This window comes from Pseudomonas sp. Pf153, from assembly GCF_001269775.1.
Lineage (GTDB): Bacteria > Pseudomonadota > Gammaproteobacteria > Pseudomonadales > Pseudomonadaceae > Aquipseudomonas > Aquipseudomonas uvaldensis.
This window is the reverse complement of record NZ_LHVL01000006.1, coordinates 252,794-270,850: the sequence shown is the minus strand read 5'-3', so window position 1 is coordinate 270,850 and position 18,057 is coordinate 252,794. Positions and strand designations below refer to the sequence as shown.

The window sequence follows — 18,057 nt, the reverse complement described above, 5'->3', positions numbered from 1 at the left end:
CATTTGTACATCGAACGATCTGAGGGGAGACCCTGATGAATTACAACTGGGACTGGGGCGTGTTCTTCAAGTCCACCGGCGTGGGCAGCGAGATTTATCTCGACTGGTACGTGGCCGGCCTGGGCTGGACCATTGCCATCGCCGTCGCCGCCTGGATCATCGCCCTGCTGCTGGGCTCGATCCTGGGCGTGATGCGCACCGTGCCGAACCGGCTGGTGTCGGGCATCGCCACCTGCTACGTGGAGCTATTCCGTAACGTGCCACTGCTGGTTCAGCTGTTTATCTGGTATTTCCTGGTACCGGACCTGCTGCCGGAAAACCTGCAGGAGTGGTACAAACAAGACCTGAACCCGACCACCTCGGCCTACCTGAGCGTCGTCGTGTGCCTGGGCCTGTTCACTGCCGCTCGCGTCTGCGAACAAGTGCGCACCGGCATCCAGGCGCTGCCCCGGGGCCAGGAGTCCGCTGCTCGTGCCATGGGCTTCAAGCTGCCGCAGATCTATTGGAATGTTCTGCTGCCCCAAGCCTACCGGATCATCATTCCGCCGCTCACGTCGGAATTCCTCAACGTCTTCAAGAACTCGTCCGTGGCCTCGCTGATCGGCCTGATGGAGCTGCTCGCGCAGACCAAGCAGACCGCCGAGTTCTCCGCCAACCTGTTCGAAGCCTTCACCCTGGCGACCTTGATCTATTTCACCCTGAACATGAGCCTGATGCTGCTCATGCGCATGGTCGAGAAGAAAGTCGCGGTGCCCGGCCTGATCTCCGTGGGGGGTAAATGATGGAATTCGATTTCACGGGCATCGTCCCGGCCATTCCCGGCTTGTGGAACGGCATGGTGATGACCCTCAAACTGATGGCCCTGGGCGTCATCGGTGGGATTGTTCTGGGAACGATCCTGGCCCTCATGCGCCTGTCCCACAACAAACTGATCTCCAACATCGCCGGCATCTACGTCAACTATTTCCGCTCGATCCCACTGCTGTTGGTGATCACCTGGTTCTACCTGGCAGTGCCGTTCGTGCTGCGCTGGATCACCGGCGAAGACACCCCGATCGGTGCGTTTGGTTCCTGCGTCGTGGCGTTCATGATGTTCGAAGCAGCGTACTTCTGCGAAATCGTTCGGGCCGGCGTGCAGTCCATTCCCAAGGGTCAGATGGGCGCCGCCCAGGCACTGGGCATGAATTATGGCCAGACCATGCGCCTGATCATCCTGCCCCAGGCGTTCCGCAAGATGACGCCGCTGTTGCTGCAACAGAGCATCATCCTGTTCCAGGACACCTCGCTGGTCTACACCGTCGGCCTGGTGGATTTCCTCAATGCTTCGCGGGCCAGTGGCGACATCATCGGCCGCTCCAATGAGTTCCTGATCATCGCAGGTCTCGTGTACTTCACAATCAGCTTTGCCGCCTCGCTGCTGGTCAAGCGTCTGCAAAAAAGGTTCGCCATATGATCTCTATCAAGAACATCAACAAGTGGTATGGGGACTTCCAGGTACTGACCAATTGCAGCACCGAGGTCAGCAAAGGTGAGGTCGTGGTGGTATGCGGTCCGTCGGGCTCGGGCAAGTCCACGCTGATCAAGTGCGTGAACGCCCTGGAGCCGTTCCAGAAAGGCGATATCGTGGTGGACGGCACCTCCATTGCCGACCCGAAGACCAACCTGCCGCAACTGCGCTCGCGGGTGGGCATGGTATTCCAGCACTTCGAACTGTTCCCGCACCTGACCATCACCGAAAACCTGACCATCGCGCAGATCAAGGTGTTGGGCCGCAGCAAGGAAGAGGCCACCAAGAAAGGCCTGCAACTGCTGGATCGGGTCGGCCTCGCGGCCCACGCCCACAAGCATCCGGGCCAGCTCTCTGGCGGCCAGCAGCAGCGCGTGGCGATTGCCCGGGCCCTTGCGATGGATCCGGTGGTGATGCTGTTCGACGAACCGACCTCGGCTCTCGACCCGGAAATGGTCAACGAAGTGCTCGATGTGATGGTGCAACTGGCTCACGAAGGCATGACCATGATGTGCGTGACCCACGAGATGGGCTTCGCCCGCAAAGTGGCGAACCGGGTGATCTTCATGGACCAGGGTCAGATCATCGAGGACTGCAAGAAGGAAGAGTTCTTCGGCGACATCAGCGCCCGCTCCGAACGTGCGCAGCATTTCCTTGAGAAAATCCTGCAGCACTAAACAACACCACTCCCCTGTGGGAGCGGGCTTGCTCGCGAATAGGACAGCACATTCACTCTCGATGTGACTGACACACCGCCTTCACGAGCAAGCCCGCTCCCACAAGGGACCGGAGTTGCTCTGTAGATTTGTGTTGTGGTTGACCCAAGGCAACTGTGATGAAATGCGACCCCACCCTCTATCGCGCCGCGCCGCCATCACTTGCCGTGAAACCCCGCCTGATCCGCCACCTGTTCCTGCCACCGCTGATTCTCGCCCTGACGATCGGCCTGGGCTACCTCGGCTTCTGGATCAGCGAGCACTACGGCATCCGTGGCCTTGCCGAAAACGGCGAGCGCCAGTTGGAGCTGCACGCCCGCGCGGTCGAGAGCGAGATCAGCAAGTACACGTACCTGCCCAGCCTGCTGGAGCTGGAGTCCAGCGTCTCGGCCTTGCTCGACGACCCGACGCCCGAACACCGCAAGACCGTCAACGAATACCTCGAAGGCCTCAACCGGCGCAGCCGCAGCCGGGCCATCTATGTGATGGACACCACCGGCCGGGTCATGGCCACCAGCAACTGGCGTGACGTCGACAGTTACCTGGGTGAAGACCTGTCGTTCCGCGCCTATTTCCAGAACGCCGTGCGCGGCCAGCCGGGACGTTTCTATGGCATTGGCAGCACCAACGGCGAACCCGGCTATTACCTGGCCCACGGCCTGGAGCAACAGGGCAAGATTATTGGCGTGGCCGTGGTCAAAGTGCGCCTCGAAGCCATGGAGGAGCGCTGGCAGCGGGCGCGTCTGGAAGCCTTCGTCAGCGACGAAAACGGCGTCATCATCCTGTCCAGCGACCCGGCACGACGGCTCAAGTCCGTGCGGCCGCTCAGCGATGAAACCAAGGAGCGCCTGGCCCGCAGTCTGCAATATTACTGGTTCCCGCTGAACGAGCTGGTGCCCCTGGCCCGGGAGCGACTGGCCGAGGGCATGGAGAAACTGACCTTTCCCGCCAACACCGAAGTGGCGGCCGACAAGCAGGCTATCCGTTACTTGTCGCAAACCCGGCCCTTGAGCGATACGCCATGGAACTTCACCCTGCTCACCCCGCTTGAAGACCTGCGTCGACAAGCCATCAACCAGGGCATTCTGGTGGCCGTGGCGTTCGCCCTGGTGGCGTTCCTGCTGATTGCCTGGAACGAGCGGCGCAAAGTCATCGCCACCCGCCTCGCCGCCCGCGAAGCCCTGCAGGAAGCCAACAACCAGCTCGAACGTCGGATTACCGAACGCACCAGCGACCTGCGGGCCAGCAACGAGCGGCTCAAGGGCCAGATTCGCGAACGACGCCAGGCCGAGGAAACCTTGCGCCGCGCCCAGGACGAACTGGTACAGGCCGGAAAACTGGCAGCCATCGGCCAGATGTCCACCAGCATCGCCCATGAGCTGAATCAGCCGCTGGCGGCTCTGCGTACCCTGTCCGGCAATACCGTGCGCTTTCTGGAACGCGGCCAACTGGACATTGCCAACGCCAACCTCAAGACCATCAATGAACTGATCGACCGCATGGGCCGGATCACCGCCAGCCTGCGGTCCTTTGCCCGACGCGGCGACGATCAGGGCCGGGCCAGTCTCGGCAAGGCTGTCGAGGCTGCTCTGCAGCTGTTGGGGGGGCGCCTTGAAAGCCTGTCTGTCCAAGTGCACAGCCGTTTCGATGACGTGCAGGTGCAAATCGACCAGACGCGCCTGGAACAGATCCTGGTAAACCTGTTCGGCAATGCCCTGGACGCCATGCAAACCCGGACCGAACCACGCTTGTGGCTCGAGGGCGATCCCCTGGAAGGCAAGTATCGCCTGCGGGTACGGGACAACGGTCACGGCATCGATGAGCAGGCGCGCAAGCATTTGTTCGAACCATTCTTCACCACCAAACCCGGCGAACAGGGCCTGGGCCTGGGCCTCACCCTCTCGGCGAGCCTGGCCGCCGCCGCGGGCGGTTACCTGGGCGTGGAGCACCCCGAGGAAGGCGGCACCACGTTCATCCTCAGTTTGCCGTTGGTAAGCCCCTCACCTGCCGAGCCACTATGAACAATGACCTGAGTGTATTGATCGTCGAGGACGATCCCCATGTCTTGCTGGGCTGCCAACAGGCCCTGGCCCTGGAAGACATCCCCTGCATCGGCGTAGGCAGCGCAGAAGAAGCCCTGGAGCGGGTTGGCGATGACTTTGCCGGCATCGTCATCAGCGACATCCGCCTGCCGGGCATCGATGGCCTGGAGCTGCTGACCCGTCTCAAGGCACGGGATCGCAGCCTGCCGGTGGTGTTGATCACCGGCCACGGCGACATCTCCATGGCCGTGGGCGCCATGCAGAAAGGCGCCTACGACTTCATGGAAAAACCCTTTTCCCCCGAGCGACTGGTGGACGTCGCCCGCCGTGCCCTGGAACAGCGCAGCCTGGCCCGGGAGGTTTCCTCGCTGCGCCGGCAACTGGCCGAACGCGACTCCCTGGAAGGCCGGATCATTGGCCGCTCCCCCGCCATGCAGCACCTACGGGAGTTGATAGCCAACGTCGCCGACACTTCCGCCAACGTGTTGATCGAAGGCGAAACCGGCACGGGCAAGGAACTGGTCGCCCGCTGCCTGCACGACTTCAGCCGGCGCCATAACAAACAATTCGTTGCGCTGAACTGCGGCGGCTTGCCGGAAAATCTGTTCGAAAGCGAAATTTTCGGCCACGAGGCCAACGCTTTCACTGGCGCCGGCAAGCGCCGCATCGGCAAGATCGAGCATGCCGATGGCGGCACGCTGTTTCTCGACGAAGTGGAAAGCATGCCCCTGCCCTTGCAGATCAAGCTATTGCGGGTGTTGCAGGAACGCACCCTCGAACGCCTGGGTTCGAACCAGAGCGTGGCTGTGGATTGCCGGGTGATCGCGGCCACCAAATCCGACCTGGATGAACTGGGCCGGGCGGGACAGTTTCGCAGCGACTTGTATTACCGCCTCAACGTGGTGACCCTGGAACTGCCGCCCCTGCGCGAGCGCCGCGAAGACATCCTGCAATTATTCGAGCACTTTCTCCAGCAATCCTCCCTGCGCTTCGACCGCACGGCACCGGCGCTGGACAATCAGACCCTGTCGAACCTGATGAGTCACGACTGGCCGGGCAACGTGCGGGAACTGCGCAACGTCGCCGAACGCTTCGCCCTGGGCCTGCCGGCCTTCAAGAAGCCGGGCGCCAGCAGCGGCGGCCAAGGGCTGACGTTCGCCGAAGCAGTGGAAGCCTTCGAGCGCAACCTGCTCGCCGACGCCCTGCAACGCAGCGGTGGCAACCTGACCCAGGCCAGCCTGGAACTGGGCATGGCCAAGACCACGCTGTTCGACAAAGTCAAAAAATATGGCCTGAGCCATTAACCGAGGGCGATGAACCTGTGGACCTGATTTTCAAGGCGGCGCTCGGGGCGGCCGTGGTGGTGATCCTGGCGATGCTCGCCAAGACCCGGAATTATTACATCGCCGGGCTGGTACCGCTGTTCCCGACCTTTGCCCTCATCGCCCATTACATCGTCGGCAAGGGCCGTTCGGTGGACGACCTGAAGACCACCATCGTCTTTGGCATGTGGTCGATCATTCCGTATTTCGTGTACCTGGCGACGTTGTATGTGATGGTCGAGCGCATGCGGCTGGAGGCGTCGTTGGCGGTGGCGGCAGTGGCGTGGTTGATGGCGGCGACGGTGCTGGTGAGTGTCTGGGTAAGGGTTCATGCCTGAGTTTTGAGAATCTCTGTGGGAGCGGGCTTGCTCGCGAATGCGGCGTGTCAGTCGACATTCACTTGGCTGACACACCGCTTTCGCGAGCAAGCCCGCTCCCACAGGTCTGGCGGTGATCAAAAAACGGAGCACACCGCAACATCGTTGTGGGCGAGCCTACTCGCGATGGCGTCGGATCAGTAACCCACGGTAAACCGTGCACGCGAAAATTGCGGTGTCTCCACTTCATCGATCAACGCAATGGCGTAGTCGGCGAAACTGATCCAGCTACGCCCCGCGTCGTCGAACAACAGGTGATCCTTGCCGACACGGAAGCGACCGGTGCGCTCGGTTTCGACAAATTCCGCCGACGGCGACAGGAAGGTCCAGTCCAGCTCCGGCTCCTTGCGCAGCACATCCAGGAACAACGCACCCGCCGTGGCTTCGGCGAGGTATTCCTCGGGGAAACCGTCGCTGTCGATCACCCGGCTGTTATCCGGCAGCAACAACGAACCGGCGCCACCCACCACCAGCAAGCGTTTGACTCCGGCGGCCTTCACCGGAGCGATGATCTTGTCGGCCGGCACGGTGGAGAAATGCGCGGCGCTGATCACAACGTCGTGCCCGGTGATCGCCTCGATCAACGCTTCGCTGTCCAACACGTCCAGCGGCTTGCTGACCACCCCGGCCCGCTCACCGATCCTGGCTGTGTTCCGGGCGATGGCCGTCACGCTGTGGCCGCGACGCAGGGCTTCTTCCAACAGCTGGCTGCCGGCACGCCCGGTGGCGCCGATGATTGCGATTTTGTTCATGGTGTTCTCCAGTGGTTAACGATGCTTGAAATGTCAGCGATGTCGATGAACCAAGCTTAGTTACCTGACAAGTTCCAAAAAATGCGATGCTCGAACATAGTTTGTTTCTGAAAGCGGGCAAATCATGGATCGTCTCCAAGCAATGCGGGTGTTCGTCACGGTGGTGGACCTGGGCAGCCAATCGGCGGCGGCCGAGCACCTGGACCTGTCCCGGCCGGTGGTGTCGCGCTACCTGGCGGAGTTGGAAGACTGGGTCGGCGCCCGGTTGATGCACCGCAGTACGCGCAAGCTGAGCCTGACGGCCGCCGGCATGGAGATCCTGCCACGTTGTCGACAGATGCTGGAGTTGTCCGGCGACATGCAAGCGGCGGTCAGCACGCGGGACGACGCACCACGGGGCATGCTGCGCATCAGTTCCAGCATTTCGTTCGGCCAGGCCCAACTGACGACCGCCATCGCCGAATACGTCAAGCGTTACCCTGGCGTGACCATCGACCTGCAAATGCTCGATCGCACCGTGAACCTGGTGGACGAACGCATTGACCTGGCGATCCGCATGAGCAACGACCTGGACCCCAACCTGATCGCCCGACGCCTCTCGGTCTGCCGTTCGGTAATCTGCGCGTCGCCCGCCTACTTGCGTGACCATCCAACACCGCAGCAGGTGGAAGACCTGAGCCGCCATAACTGCCTGACCCACTCCTATGTCGGCAAGAACGTCTGGCATTTCGAACAGGATGGCGAGCAGGTTTCGGTGCCGGTGCAGGGCAACATCAGCGCCAACGAGGCCAGTACCCTGTTGCAGGCGACCATTGCCGGCGCGGGCGTGGCGATGCTACCCAGCTATCAGGCCGGCGCCCACATCAGGAGCGGCGAGCTGATCCGGCTGTTGCCCCATGCCGAACCCAGGCGGATGAACATGTACGCGGTGTATGCCTCACGCAAGCACATGCCGACGGCGCTGCGCAGCCTGGTGGATTTCCTTGTGGTGAAGTTTCCCGAAACGCCGGCGTGGGATATCGGGTTGTAAACCCAGGGCTTTTGTGGGGTAAACAGTGATGTTCAAGAACTGCGCCAGGATTTCACCAAAAGCCCGCCCCAAGGCATACTTGCCACCCTTCATATCCCAGAATCCCGAAACCGCCCCATGCGTATCCACGTCAGCTTCATCGACCGCGTTGGTATCACCCAGGAAGTCCTGGCGTTGCTGGGGGGGCGCAATCTCAATCTGGATGCGGTGGAGATGGTGCCACCCAACGTCTACATCGACGCCCCTACCCTGAGCCCGCAAGTGCTGGATGAATTGCGCGAGGCATTGTTCAGCGTGCGCGGCGTGCAAGCGGTCACCGTGGTGGACATTCTGCCGGGCCAGCGTCGGCATCTGCAGCTCGACGCCTTGCTGGCCGCCATGACCGACCCGGTGCTGGCGCTGGACAGTGCCGGCAACGTACTGCTCGCCAACCCGGCGCTGATCGCCCTGTACGGTCGTGAACCGACCGGCGAAAGCGTGGCCGGGCTGTTCGGCGACGACGCGCTGTTGAGCACTCTGCTGGAAAACGGTTTCCGCCTGCCACTGCGGGAAGTCACCCTCAATGGCCAGACGTTGCTGCTGGACGCCACGCCCATCACCGATGCGGGTGCGTTGCTGACGCTCTATCAGCCCAACCGCATCGGCGAACGCCTGTCGGCGCTGCACCACGACCATGCCGAGGGGTTTGACGCGCTGCTGGGCGAATCCCCGGCGATCCGTACCCTCAAGGCCCGGGCCCAGCGGGTGGCGGCCCTCGACGCACCGCTGTTGATCCAGGGCGAAACCGGTACCGGCAAGGAGCTGGTGGCTCGTGCTTGCCACGCCATCAGTGCTCGCCACGGCGCCCCGTTCCTGGCCCTGAACTGTGCCGCGCTGCCGGAAAACCTGGCCGAAAGCGAGCTGTTCGGCTATGCCCCCGGCGCCTTCACCGGGGCACAACGGGGCGGCAAGCCGGGACTGATGGAACTGGCGAACCAGGGCACGGTGTTTCTGGATGAGATCGGCGAAATGTCACCTTATCTGCAGGCCAAATTACTGCGGTTCCTGAACGACGGCAGTTTCCGCCGGGTCGGCGGCGACCGGGAAATCAAGGTCAACGTGCGGATCCTCAGCGCCACCCACCGCAACCTGGAGAAAATGGTCAGCGAAGGCTCCTTCCGCGAAGACCTGTTCTACCGCTTGAACGTGCTCAACGTCGAAGTCCCGCCGTTACGTGAGCGCGGCCAGGACATCCTATTGCTGGCACGGTATTTCATGCAGCAGGCCTGTGCGCAGATCCAGCGCCCGGTCTGTCGCCTGGCCCCGGGCACCTACCCCGCGTTGCTGGGCAACCGCTGGCCGGGCAACGTACGGCAATTGCAGAACGTGATCTTCCGCGCCGCGGCCATTTGCGAGAGTAGCCTGGTGGATATTGGCGACCTGGACATCGCCGGCACTTCCGTGGCTCGCCAGAGCGATGTGGAAGTCGAAAGTCTGGAACAGGCCGTGGACGCCTTCGAGAAACAGCTGCTGGAAAGCCTCTACGTTAACTACCCCTCCACCCGCCAGCTCGCCAGCCGCCTGCAAACCTCCCACACCGCGATTGCCCACCGGTTGCGCAAGTATGGGATTCCCAACAAACCGTAAGCCTTGCGCAGTCCCCTGTGGGAGCGAGCTGGGCTAGAGAAACGGTTCAAAAACGACCTCCACCTGTACTGAAAGCGCTACAGCGGAACGATATCGCTACAGACCATTCCAGACAGCGCCGGATAAGGCTTTGATCCCACAACGATTTTATCCAGCCCTCAAGCTGTAGCGATTTCGCTACAGCCGCCTCTCTCCCGCCTGCTGCGCAGCCTCATAAGACATTGATCTACAAGCCTTTATAAACATTGGCCGCGTTCTTGCTATGGGTATTCCATTCGGCCGGGCCAAGTCCCGCGCCTTTCATCGCGTCCACCAGACGAGTCTGGCCCCAGGAGTTTCCATGAGCGAGTTGCGTTTCACTGAAGATCACGAATGGCTGCGTGCCGAAGCCGATGGCAGCGTTACCGTCGGCATTACCGCATTTGCACAGAACGCCTTGGGCGATGTGGTCTATGTTCAGTTACCGGAACTGCAAACCTACGCCAAGGGTGACGAAGCCTCTACCGTGGAATCGGTTAAAGCCGCCAGCGGTGTCTACATGCCACTGGACGGGGAAGTGATCGAAACCAACCCGGCCCTGGAGAGCAATCCCGAGCTGGTCAACGAAGACCCGTTGGGCGAAGGCTGGTTTTTCCGCTTCAAGCCCGCCGACGCCGCCAAAGTTGGCCAATTGCTGGATCAGGACGCCTACGACCGCCTGATCAAAGCCAACGCCGAAGCCTGAGGAGCGCCAAATGACCGTTAATCTGGGCACTGCCAACGAATTCATCGCCCGCCACATCGGCCCTCGTGCCAGCGACGAGCAGGCCATGCTCGAACGCCTGGGCTACGACTCCCTGGAAGCCTTGAGCGCCAGCGTCATTCCGGAAAGCATCAAGGGCACCAGCGTGCTGGACATGGGCGACGGCCAGAGCGAAGCCGATGCACTGGCCTCGATCAAGGCCATCGCCGGCAAGAACCAGCTGTTCAAGACCTACATCGGCCAGGGCTACTACAACTGCCATACCCCTGCTCCGATCCTGCGCAACCTGCTGGAAAACCCGGCCTGGTACACCGCCTATACCCCGTACCAGCCGGAGATCTCCCAGGGCCGTCTCGAAGCATTGCTGAACTTCCAGACCCTGATCAGCGACCTCACCGGCCTGCCGATCGCCAACGCCTCGCTGCTGGACGAAGCCACCGCCGCCGCCGAGGCCATGACCTTCTGTAAGCGCCTGAGCAAGAACAAGGGCAGCAATGCCTTCTTCGCCTCCCGTCACTGCCATCCGCAGACCCTCGACGTGCTGCGCACCCGTGCCGAGCCCCTGGGCATCGACGTGGTGGTGGGCGACGAGCGCGAGCTTAGCGATGTCAGCGCCTTCTTCGGCGCGCTGTTGCAATACCCCGCCAGCAACGGTGACCTGTTCGACTATCGCGAACTGACCGACCGCTTCCACGCCGCCAACGCCCTGGTGGCGGTCGCGGCCGACTTGCTGGCTCTGACCGTGTTGGCCGCGCCGGGTGAATTCGGCGCCGACGTGGCCATCGGCAGCGCCCAGCGCTTTGGCGTGCCGCTGGGCTTTGGTGGCCCGCACGCGGCCTATTTCTCCACCAAGGACGCCTTCAAGCGCGATATGCCGGGCCGCCTGGTAGGCGTTTCCGTGGACCGCTTCGGCAAGCCGGCCCTGCGCCTGGCGATGCAGACCCGCGAGCAACACATCCGCCGCGAGAAAGCCACCAGCAACATCTGCACCGCCCAAGTCCTGCTGGCCAACATCGCCAGCATGTACGCCGTGTACCACGGGCCCAAGGGCCTGGTGCAAATCGCCAACCGCATCCATCACCTGACCGCGATCCTCGCCAAGGGCCTGGGCGCATTGGGCTTGAACGTCGAGCAAGACAGTTTCTTCGACACCCTGACCCTGCACACCGGCGCGCAAACCGCCGCCCTCCACGACAAGGCCCGCGCCCAGCGCATCAACCTACGCGTAGTGGACGCTGAACGCCTGGGCCTGTCCCTGGACGAAACCACCGTCCAGGCCGACGTCGAAACCCTGTGGGCACTGTTGGCCGACGGCAAGCCCCTGCCGGACTTCGCTGCGCTCGCCGCCAACGTGCAGACGCGCATTCCGGCCGCGCTGCAGCGCCAGTCGTCGATCCTCGGCCATCCGGTGTTCAACCGCTACCATTCCGAAACCGAGCTGATGCGCTACCTGCGCAAGCTCGCCGACAAGGACCTGGCCCTGGATCGCACCATGATCCCGCTGGGCTCCTGCACCATGAAGCTCAACGCCGCCAGCGAAATGATCCCGGTGACCTGGGCCGAGTTCGGCGCACTGCACCCGTTCGCGCCCGCCGAGCAGAGCGCCGGCTACCAGCAGTTGACCACTGAGCTTGAGGCCATGCTCTGCGCCGCCACCGGCTACGACGCGGTGTCGCTGCAACCCAACGCCGGTTCCCAGGGCGAATACGCCGGCCTGCTGGCGATCCGTGCCTACCATCAGAGCCGTGGCGAAGACCGTCGCGACATCTGCCTGATCCCCTCCTCGGCCCATGGCACCAACCCGGCCACCGCCAACATGGCCGGTATGCGCGTGGTGGTCACCGCCTGCGATGCCCGTGGCAACGTCGACATCGAAGACCTGCGGGCCAAGGCCATCGAGCACCGCGAACACCTCGCCGCGCTGATGATCACCTACCCGTCCACCCACGGTGTGTTCGAAGAAGGCATCCGCGAAATCTGCGGCATCATTCATGACAACGGCGGCCAGGTGTACATCGACGGCGCCAACATGAACGCCATGGTCGGCCTCTGCGCCCCGGGCAAGTTCGGCGGCGACGTGTCGCACCTGAACCTGCACAAGACCTTCTGCATTCCTCACGGCGGTGGCGGCCCGGGCGTCGGCCCGATTGGCGTCAAGTCGCACCTGGCGCCTTTCCTGCCGGGCCACGCCAACATGGAACGCAAGGAAGGCGCGGTGTGCGCGGCGCCGTTCGGCAGCGCGAGCATCCTGCCGATCACCTGGATGTACATCCGCATGATGGGTGGCGCGGGCCTCAAACGGGCCTCGCAGTTGGCAATTCTCAACGCCAACTACATCGCCCGTCGTCTGGAAGAGCATTACCCAGTGCTCTACACCGGCAGCAACGGCCTGGTGGCGCACGAATGCATCCTTGACCTGCGCCCGCTCAAGGACAGCAGTGGCATCAGTGTCGATGACGTTGCCAAGCGCCTGATCGACTTCGGTTTCCACGCCCCGACCATGTCGTTCCCGGTGGCCGGCACGCTGATGATCGAACCGACCGAAAGCGAGTCCAAGGAAGAACTGGATCGCTTCTGCGACGCGATGATCTGCATCCGTGAAGAAATCCGCGCGGTGGAAAACGGCAGCCTGGACAAGGACGACAACCCGTTGAAAAACGCCCCGCACACCGCGGCGGAACTCGTCGGCGACTGGACCCACTCCTACAGCCGCGAACAGGCTGTATACCCGGTGGCGTCGTTGATCGAAGGCAAGTACTGGCCGCCAGTGGGCCGGGTCGACAACGTGTTCGGTGATCGCAACCTGGTCTGCGCCTGCCCGTCGATCGAAAGCTACGCTTGACCTGTAGGAGGGGTGGGATTGCCCACCCCTCGCCCAACAACACCGCATATCCCTTGTGGGAGCGGGCTTGCTCGCGAAGGCGGTGTATCAGCCAATTGATATCGACTGACACACCGCCTTCGCGAGCAAGCCCGCTCCTACAGGGGCCCTGTACAGCTCTCGATCATAAAAAGAAACCGGAGAAACACCATGTCGTTAAGCGTGTTCGACCTGTTCAAGATCGGTATCGGCCCTTCCAGCTCCCATACCGTCGGCCCGATGCGTGCCGCCGCCCGTTTCGTCGAAGGGCTGCGTCGTGATGAATTGCTCGAAACCATCACCAGCGTCAAGGTGGAGTTATATGGCTCCCTCGGCGCCACCGGCAAGGGCCACGGCAGTGACAAGGCCGTGCTGCTGGGCCTGGAAGGTGAACACCCGGACACCGTCGACACCGAGACCGTGACCGCCCGCCTGCAGGACATTCGCAGCAATGGTCGCTTGAACCTGCTGGGCCGACACCCTATTGAATTCAATGAAAAACTGCACCTGGCGATGATTCGCAAGCCTCTGGCTTATCATCCCAATGGCATGATTTTCCGCGCTTTCGATGCCGCCGGCCTGCAAGTGCGCAGCCGCGAGTATTACTCGGTGGGCGGTGGTTTCGTCGTCGATGAAGACGCCGCTGGCGCCGACCGTATCGTCGAAGACGCCACGCCCCTGACCTTCCCGTTCAAAAGTGCCAAGGACCTGCTGGGTCATTGCAGCACCTATGGCTTGTCTATCAGTCAGGTCATGCTGACCAATGAAAGTGCCTGGCGTCCCGAGGCCGAAACCCGCGCCGGCCTGCTGAAGATCTGGCAGGTCATGCAGGATTGCGTAGCGGCCGGGTGCCGCAACGAAGGCATCCTGCCGGGCGGGCTGAAGGTCAAGCGACGGGCGGCGGCGCTGCATCGCCAGTTGTGCAAGAACCCGGAAGCCTCGTTGCGCGATCCGCTGTCGGTGCTGGACTGGGTCAACCTGTATGCCTTGGCCGTCAACGAAGAAAACGCCTACGGCGGGCGCGTCGTCACCGCCCCGACCAACGGCGCGGCGGGGATCATCCCGGCTGTGCTGCATTACTACATGCGCTTCATCCCCGGGGCCAACGAGGATGGCGTGGTGCGGTTCCTGCTGACCGCCGCCGCCATCGGCATCCTGTACAAGGAAAACGCCTCGATCTCCGGCGCCGAAGTCGGCTGCCAGGGTGAAGTCGGCGTGGCCTGCTCGATGGCGGCCGGTGCCCTGTGCGAAGTGCTGGGCGGTACGGTGCAGCAAGTGGAGAACGCCGCGGAAATCGGCATGGAACACAATCTCGGCCTGACCTGCGACCCCATCGGCGGCCTGGTCCAGGTGCCCTGCATCGAGCGCAACGCCATGGGCTCGGTGAAAGCCATCAACGCGGTACGCATGGCCATGCGCGGTGACGGGCATCACTTCGTCTCCCTCGACAAAGTCATCCGCACCATGCGCCAGACCGGCGCCGACATGAAAAGCAAATACAAGGAGACCGCCCGCGGCGGTCTGGCCGTCAACATCATCGAATGCTGATGCGCCTCTCTTCATTTTCCCAGGAGTCGATATGTCCACCGAACCACTGTTGAAAACCCCGCTGCACGCGCTGCACCTCGAACTCGGTGCCCGCATGGTGCCGTTCGCCGGCTACGACATGCCCGTGCAATACCCACTGGGTGTGATGAAGGAACACCAGCACACCCGTGACCAGGCTGGGCTGTTCGACGTGTCCCACATGGGCCAGATCCGTCTCACTGGCGCAGGCGCTGCGCAAGCCCTGGAAACCCTGGTGCCGGTGGACATCATCGATCTGCCGGTGGGCATGCAGCGTTACGCCATGTTTACCAACGAGAATGGCGGCATCCTCGACGACCTGATGGTTGCCAACCTGGGTAACGATGAGTTGTTCCTGGTGGTCAACGCGGCGTGCAAGGAGCAGGACCTGGCCCACTTGCGTGCCCACATCGGTGACCAGTGCAGCATCGAGCCATTGTTCGAAGCCCGTGCCCTGCTCGCCCTGCAAGGACCTGCGGCCGTCACGGTACTGGCGCGCCTGGCGCCGGCAGTAACGAAGATGACCTTCATGCAATTCCAGCGCGTCACGTTGCTGGGCGTGGACTGCTTCGTCAGCCGTTCGGGCTACACCGGCGAAGACGGTTTTGAAATCTCCGTGCCTGCCACCGAATCGGAGAAACTCGCTCGCGCCCTGCTGGCCGAGCCGGAAGTGGCCGCCATCGGCCTCGGCGCTCGTGACTCCCTGCGCCTGGAAGCCGGCCTGTGCCTCTACGGCCACGACATGAACACCGAGACGACACCGGTCGAAGCTAGCCTGCTCTGGGCTGTTTCCAAGATCCGGCGTGCCGACGGTGCTCGCGCCGGAGGCTTTCCGGGCGCGCAAACCGTGTTCGCCCAGCAACAGAACGGCGTGAGCCGCAAACGCGTCGGCCTGCTGCCCCAGGAACGCACACCTGTGCGCGAAGGGGCCGAGATCGTCAACGAAGCGGGCGAAAATATCGGAACGGTATGCAGTGGCGGCTTCGGCCCGACTCTGGGCGGCCCGTTGGCAATGGGGTACCTGGACAGCGCTCATACCGCACTGGACACGCCGGTCTGGGCCATGGTCCGGGGGAAAAAGGTGCCTATGCTTGTGAGCAAAATGCCATTTGTGCCACAGCGCTACTATCGCGGCTGATTGACTGTTTCTATAAGTAACGCGGTTGCGTTGTGCATGCACTAATGTGTAACGCAACCGCCATAAAAAGGTGCATTTATTCCTGAATGAACGGGATTTATAACGCCATAAACAATTGAACCAGCCTATCGATTAAGCCCAGGCCAGCGAAACGATTAAATGGCGGCAAGCTCAGGAAATACGGGGCTCTCAGAGGGGGTTGTTTTTTCATTGGTAGTTGGCGTAGAGTTTGGTCACTGTGTTTGCATGGGTCGCTTGGAATCGTGACCTGGGCAGTAGCTTATGAAGTTCGCTACATCCCGTTCGACGTCTCTTACTTTCCTGCAACCCAGCCCCAGTACTCTTTCATGTGAAAGAGGCTGTCATCAATTTTAGCGTCAAAGGAAATAAGAAAATGGCTGAGCGTCAGAACGGTACCGTCAAGTGGTTCAACGACGAAAAAGGTTTTGGTTTTATCACTCCTGAAAGCGGTCCGGATCTGTTCGTACATTTCCGCGCCATTAAGGGCAACGGCTTCAAGAGCCTGAAAGAAGGCCAGAAAGTCAGTTTCGTTGCAGTGCAGGGCCAGAAAGGCATGCAGGCCGACGAAGTAGAAGCTGAAGGCTGAGTCTTCCGCGAACCAAAAAGCCCCTGATTGATATCAGGGGCTTTTTTATGGGCGTAAATCCGTAGAATGGCTTCTTTTTTGTCGAGACCATCATGGCGAAACACCTGCTCACCCCTCAGGGCGACTTCCCCCCCGTCGGCCTCGGCCGTCGCCTGGCCGCGATGTTCTACGACTTCCTGCTGTGCACTGCACTGCTGATTGTCACCAGCGGCATCTACAAGATGATCCAAATGAGCATCATCGGCGAAGAAAAAATGCGCGCCCTCACCGAAGCCGGTGCGCTGGATGGCGACCCGTTGCTATCCACCGTGCTGCTGTTCGTGCTGTTTGGCTTCTTTGCGAAATTCTGGACCCATAACGGCCAGACCCTGGGCATGCAGGTGTGGGGCGTTCGCGTACAGAACGCCGACGGCACCGCCATCAGCCTGTGGCAGGCCTTGTTGCGGTTCGTGGTGTCGATCGCTTCATGGCTGGTGGTGGGGCTGGGCTTTATCTGGTCGTTGTTCGACAAGCGCAAGCGCAGCTGGCATGACATCTACTCGCAAACGCAGTTGGTGCGGATCCCTAAAGGGAAGAAATAAGCTTCAAGCTAAAGCAGGATCCGCTTGTAGCTTGAAGCTTGAAGCTACCGTCAGGCATTCCCCGCCAGCTTCATCCGCGCCGCCTGGGTGAAGTCCAGCATGCGCTTGAGCGGGCGAATGGCCTGGGGAATCAACGCCGGATCGACGAAGATCTCGTTGGCGCCTTCCTGCAGGCTCTTGAGGGTACGTTCCAGGGTATTCATTGCCATCCAGGGACAATGGGCGCAACTGCGGCAGGCCGCGCCATTGCCCGCGGTAGGGGCCTCGATGAAGACCTTGTCCGGGCACAACTGCTGCATCTTGTAGAAGATGCCGCGATCAGTGGCAACGATCAGCGTCTTGTTCGGCAGGCTCTGGGCAGCGGCGATCAATTGGCTGGTGGACCCCACGGCATCCGCCAGCTCGATGACCGAGGACGGCGACTCCGGGTGTACCAGGATCGCGGCGTCCGGATACAACGCCTTCATGTCCTCCAACTGTTTGGACTTGAACTCTTCATGGACGATGCAGGCACCATCCCAGAGCAGCATATCGGCGCCGGTCTTGCGCTGGATGTAGGTTCCCAGGTGCTTGTCCGGTCCCCAGAGGATCGTCTCGCCGTTGTCCATCAGGCTCTCGACGATTTCCAGCGCGCAGCTGGACGTCACGACCCAGTCGGCCCGGGCCTTGACCGCCGCCGACGTGTTGGCATACACCACCACGGTACGCTCCGGGTGCTGGTCGCAGAACGCCGAGAATTCGTCTACCGGGCAACCGAGGTCCAGGGAGCAGGTTGCTTCCAGGGTCGGCATCAGTACGCGTTTTTCCGGGTTGAGAATCTTGGCGGTCTCGCCCATGAACCGGACCCCGGCCACCACCACGGTCTTGGCCGGATGGGCGTTGCCGAAGCGGGCCATTTCCAGGGAGTCGGAGACGCAGCCCCCGGTTTCCTCGGCCAGGGCCTGGATGATCGGGTCGCAGTAGAAGTGCGCGACCAGCACCGCGTCCTGAGCCTTGAGCTCGGCGGCGATGGCGGCGCGGTACCAGGCCTCTTGCTCGGCACTCAGCGGCTTGGGCTGCTTGGCGTCGAGGTGAGCCTGGACCAGAAGGCGTTCGGAAATTTGCGTCATGTTCGCAAGACCTGCAGGCGCGTTTGCGCGAAAGTCGAGTATACACCCGGCTCCGTACCACTCGGGTACCGCCGGGAAAGTG

At 61.9% G+C, this 18,057-nt stretch carries 16 protein-coding genes; 14 read left to right on the top strand and 2 right to left on the bottom strand.

Annotated features, from left to right (window positions below):
* Nucleotides 1-35 precede the first annotated feature (35 nt).
* From AD666_RS02030 to AD666_RS02005, 6 genes are all read left to right on the top strand, one after another.
* The gene (locus tag AD666_RS02030; RefSeq protein WP_053147054.1) at nt 36-782 is read left to right on the top strand and encodes an amino acid ABC transporter permease; all 747 of its coding nucleotides are present in this window, start codon (nt 36-38) and stop codon (nt 780-782) included.
* Nucleotides 782-1,453 carry an amino acid ABC transporter permease gene (locus AD666_RS02025; protein ID WP_053147050.1) on the top strand — a complete coding sequence of 224 codons (672 nt, stop codon included), beginning with the start codon at nt 782-784 and terminating at the stop codon, nt 1,451-1,453. The genes AD666_RS02030 and AD666_RS02025 overlap by 1 nt, the downstream gene beginning before the upstream one ends.
* Nucleotides 1,450-2,184, top strand: a complete 735-nt coding sequence (locus AD666_RS02020; RefSeq protein WP_053147048.1) for an amino acid ABC transporter ATP-binding protein — start codon at nt 1,450-1,452, stop codon at nt 2,182-2,184. Before AD666_RS02025 ends, AD666_RS02020 begins: the two co-directional genes overlap by 4 nt.
* Before the next feature lie 158 nt (nt 2,185-2,342).
* Nucleotides 2,343-4,244, top strand: a complete 1,902-nt coding sequence (locus AD666_RS02015) for an ATP-binding protein (protein ID WP_053147046.1) — start codon at nt 2,343-2,345, stop codon at nt 4,242-4,244.
* Nucleotides 4,241-5,569, top strand: a complete 1,329-nt coding sequence (locus AD666_RS02010) for a sigma-54 dependent transcriptional regulator (protein ID WP_053147044.1) — start codon at nt 4,241-4,243, stop codon at nt 5,567-5,569. The genes AD666_RS02015 and AD666_RS02010 overlap by 4 nt, the downstream gene beginning before the upstream one ends.
* Before the next feature lie 26 nt (nt 5,570-5,595).
* Complete coding sequence (locus AD666_RS02005; protein ID WP_172679584.1) at nt 5,596-5,925, top strand: GlpM family protein; 330 nt, start codon at nt 5,596-5,598, stop codon at nt 5,923-5,925.
* A 176-nt stretch (nt 5,926-6,101) separates the two neighbouring features.
* Here AD666_RS02005 and AD666_RS02000 read toward each other — a convergent pair whose 3' ends face one another.
* A complete protein-coding gene (locus AD666_RS02000) occupies nt 6,102-6,716 on the bottom strand; it encodes an NAD(P)-dependent oxidoreductase (RefSeq protein ID WP_053147041.1) in 615 nt (204 codons plus the stop codon).
* A gap of 124 nt (nt 6,717-6,840) precedes the next feature.
* Between AD666_RS02000 and AD666_RS01995 the strand changes: the two genes are divergently transcribed.
* The 8 genes from AD666_RS01995 (at nt 6,841) to AD666_RS01960 (ending at nt 16,866) form a co-directional block, all read left to right on the top strand.
* Nucleotides 6,841-7,746, top strand: coding sequence for a LysR family transcriptional regulator (locus tag AD666_RS01995; RefSeq protein WP_053147038.1), 906 nt, complete (start codon nt 6,841-6,843; stop codon nt 7,744-7,746).
* A gap of 117 nt (nt 7,747-7,863) precedes the next feature.
* Nucleotides 7,864-9,372, top strand: a complete 1,509-nt coding sequence (locus AD666_RS01990; RefSeq protein ID WP_053147036.1) for a sigma-54-dependent transcriptional regulator — start codon at nt 7,864-7,866, stop codon at nt 9,370-9,372.
* A 340-nt stretch (nt 9,373-9,712) separates the two neighbouring features.
* Complete coding sequence (gcvH, locus tag AD666_RS01985) at nt 9,713-10,096, top strand: glycine cleavage system protein GcvH (protein WP_053147034.1); 384 nt, start codon at nt 9,713-9,715, stop codon at nt 10,094-10,096.
* Between the two features lie 10 nt (nt 10,097-10,106).
* The gene (gene gcvP / locus AD666_RS01980; protein WP_053147033.1) at nt 10,107-12,956 is read left to right on the top strand and encodes an aminomethyl-transferring glycine dehydrogenase; all 2,850 of its coding nucleotides are present in this window, start codon (nt 10,107-10,109) and stop codon (nt 12,954-12,956) included.
* 189 nt (nt 12,957-13,145) lie between these two features.
* Complete coding sequence (locus AD666_RS01975; protein ID WP_053147031.1) at nt 13,146-14,522, top strand: L-serine ammonia-lyase; 1,377 nt, start codon at nt 13,146-13,148, stop codon at nt 14,520-14,522.
* A gap of 31 nt (nt 14,523-14,553) precedes the next feature.
* The gene (gene gcvT / locus AD666_RS01970; RefSeq protein ID WP_053147028.1) at nt 14,554-15,678 is read left to right on the top strand and encodes a glycine cleavage system aminomethyltransferase GcvT; all 1,125 of its coding nucleotides are present in this window, start codon (nt 14,554-14,556) and stop codon (nt 15,676-15,678) included.
* A 394-nt stretch (nt 15,679-16,072) separates the two neighbouring features.
* Complete coding sequence (locus AD666_RS01965) at nt 16,073-16,285, top strand: cold-shock protein (protein WP_053147026.1); 213 nt, start codon at nt 16,073-16,075, stop codon at nt 16,283-16,285.
* Between the two features lie 92 nt (nt 16,286-16,377).
* On the top strand, nt 16,378-16,866 hold the full coding sequence (locus tag AD666_RS01960) for an RDD family protein (protein WP_053147024.1): 489 nt from the start codon (nt 16,378-16,380) through the stop codon (nt 16,864-16,866).
* A gap of 50 nt (nt 16,867-16,916) precedes the next feature.
* Here the strand turns inward: AD666_RS01960 and nadA are convergent, their stop codons facing one another.
* A complete protein-coding gene (nadA, locus tag AD666_RS01955) occupies nt 16,917-17,975 on the bottom strand; it encodes a quinolinate synthase NadA (RefSeq protein WP_053147022.1) in 1,059 nt (352 codons plus the stop codon).
* Nucleotides 17,976-18,057: the final 82 nt, after the last annotated feature.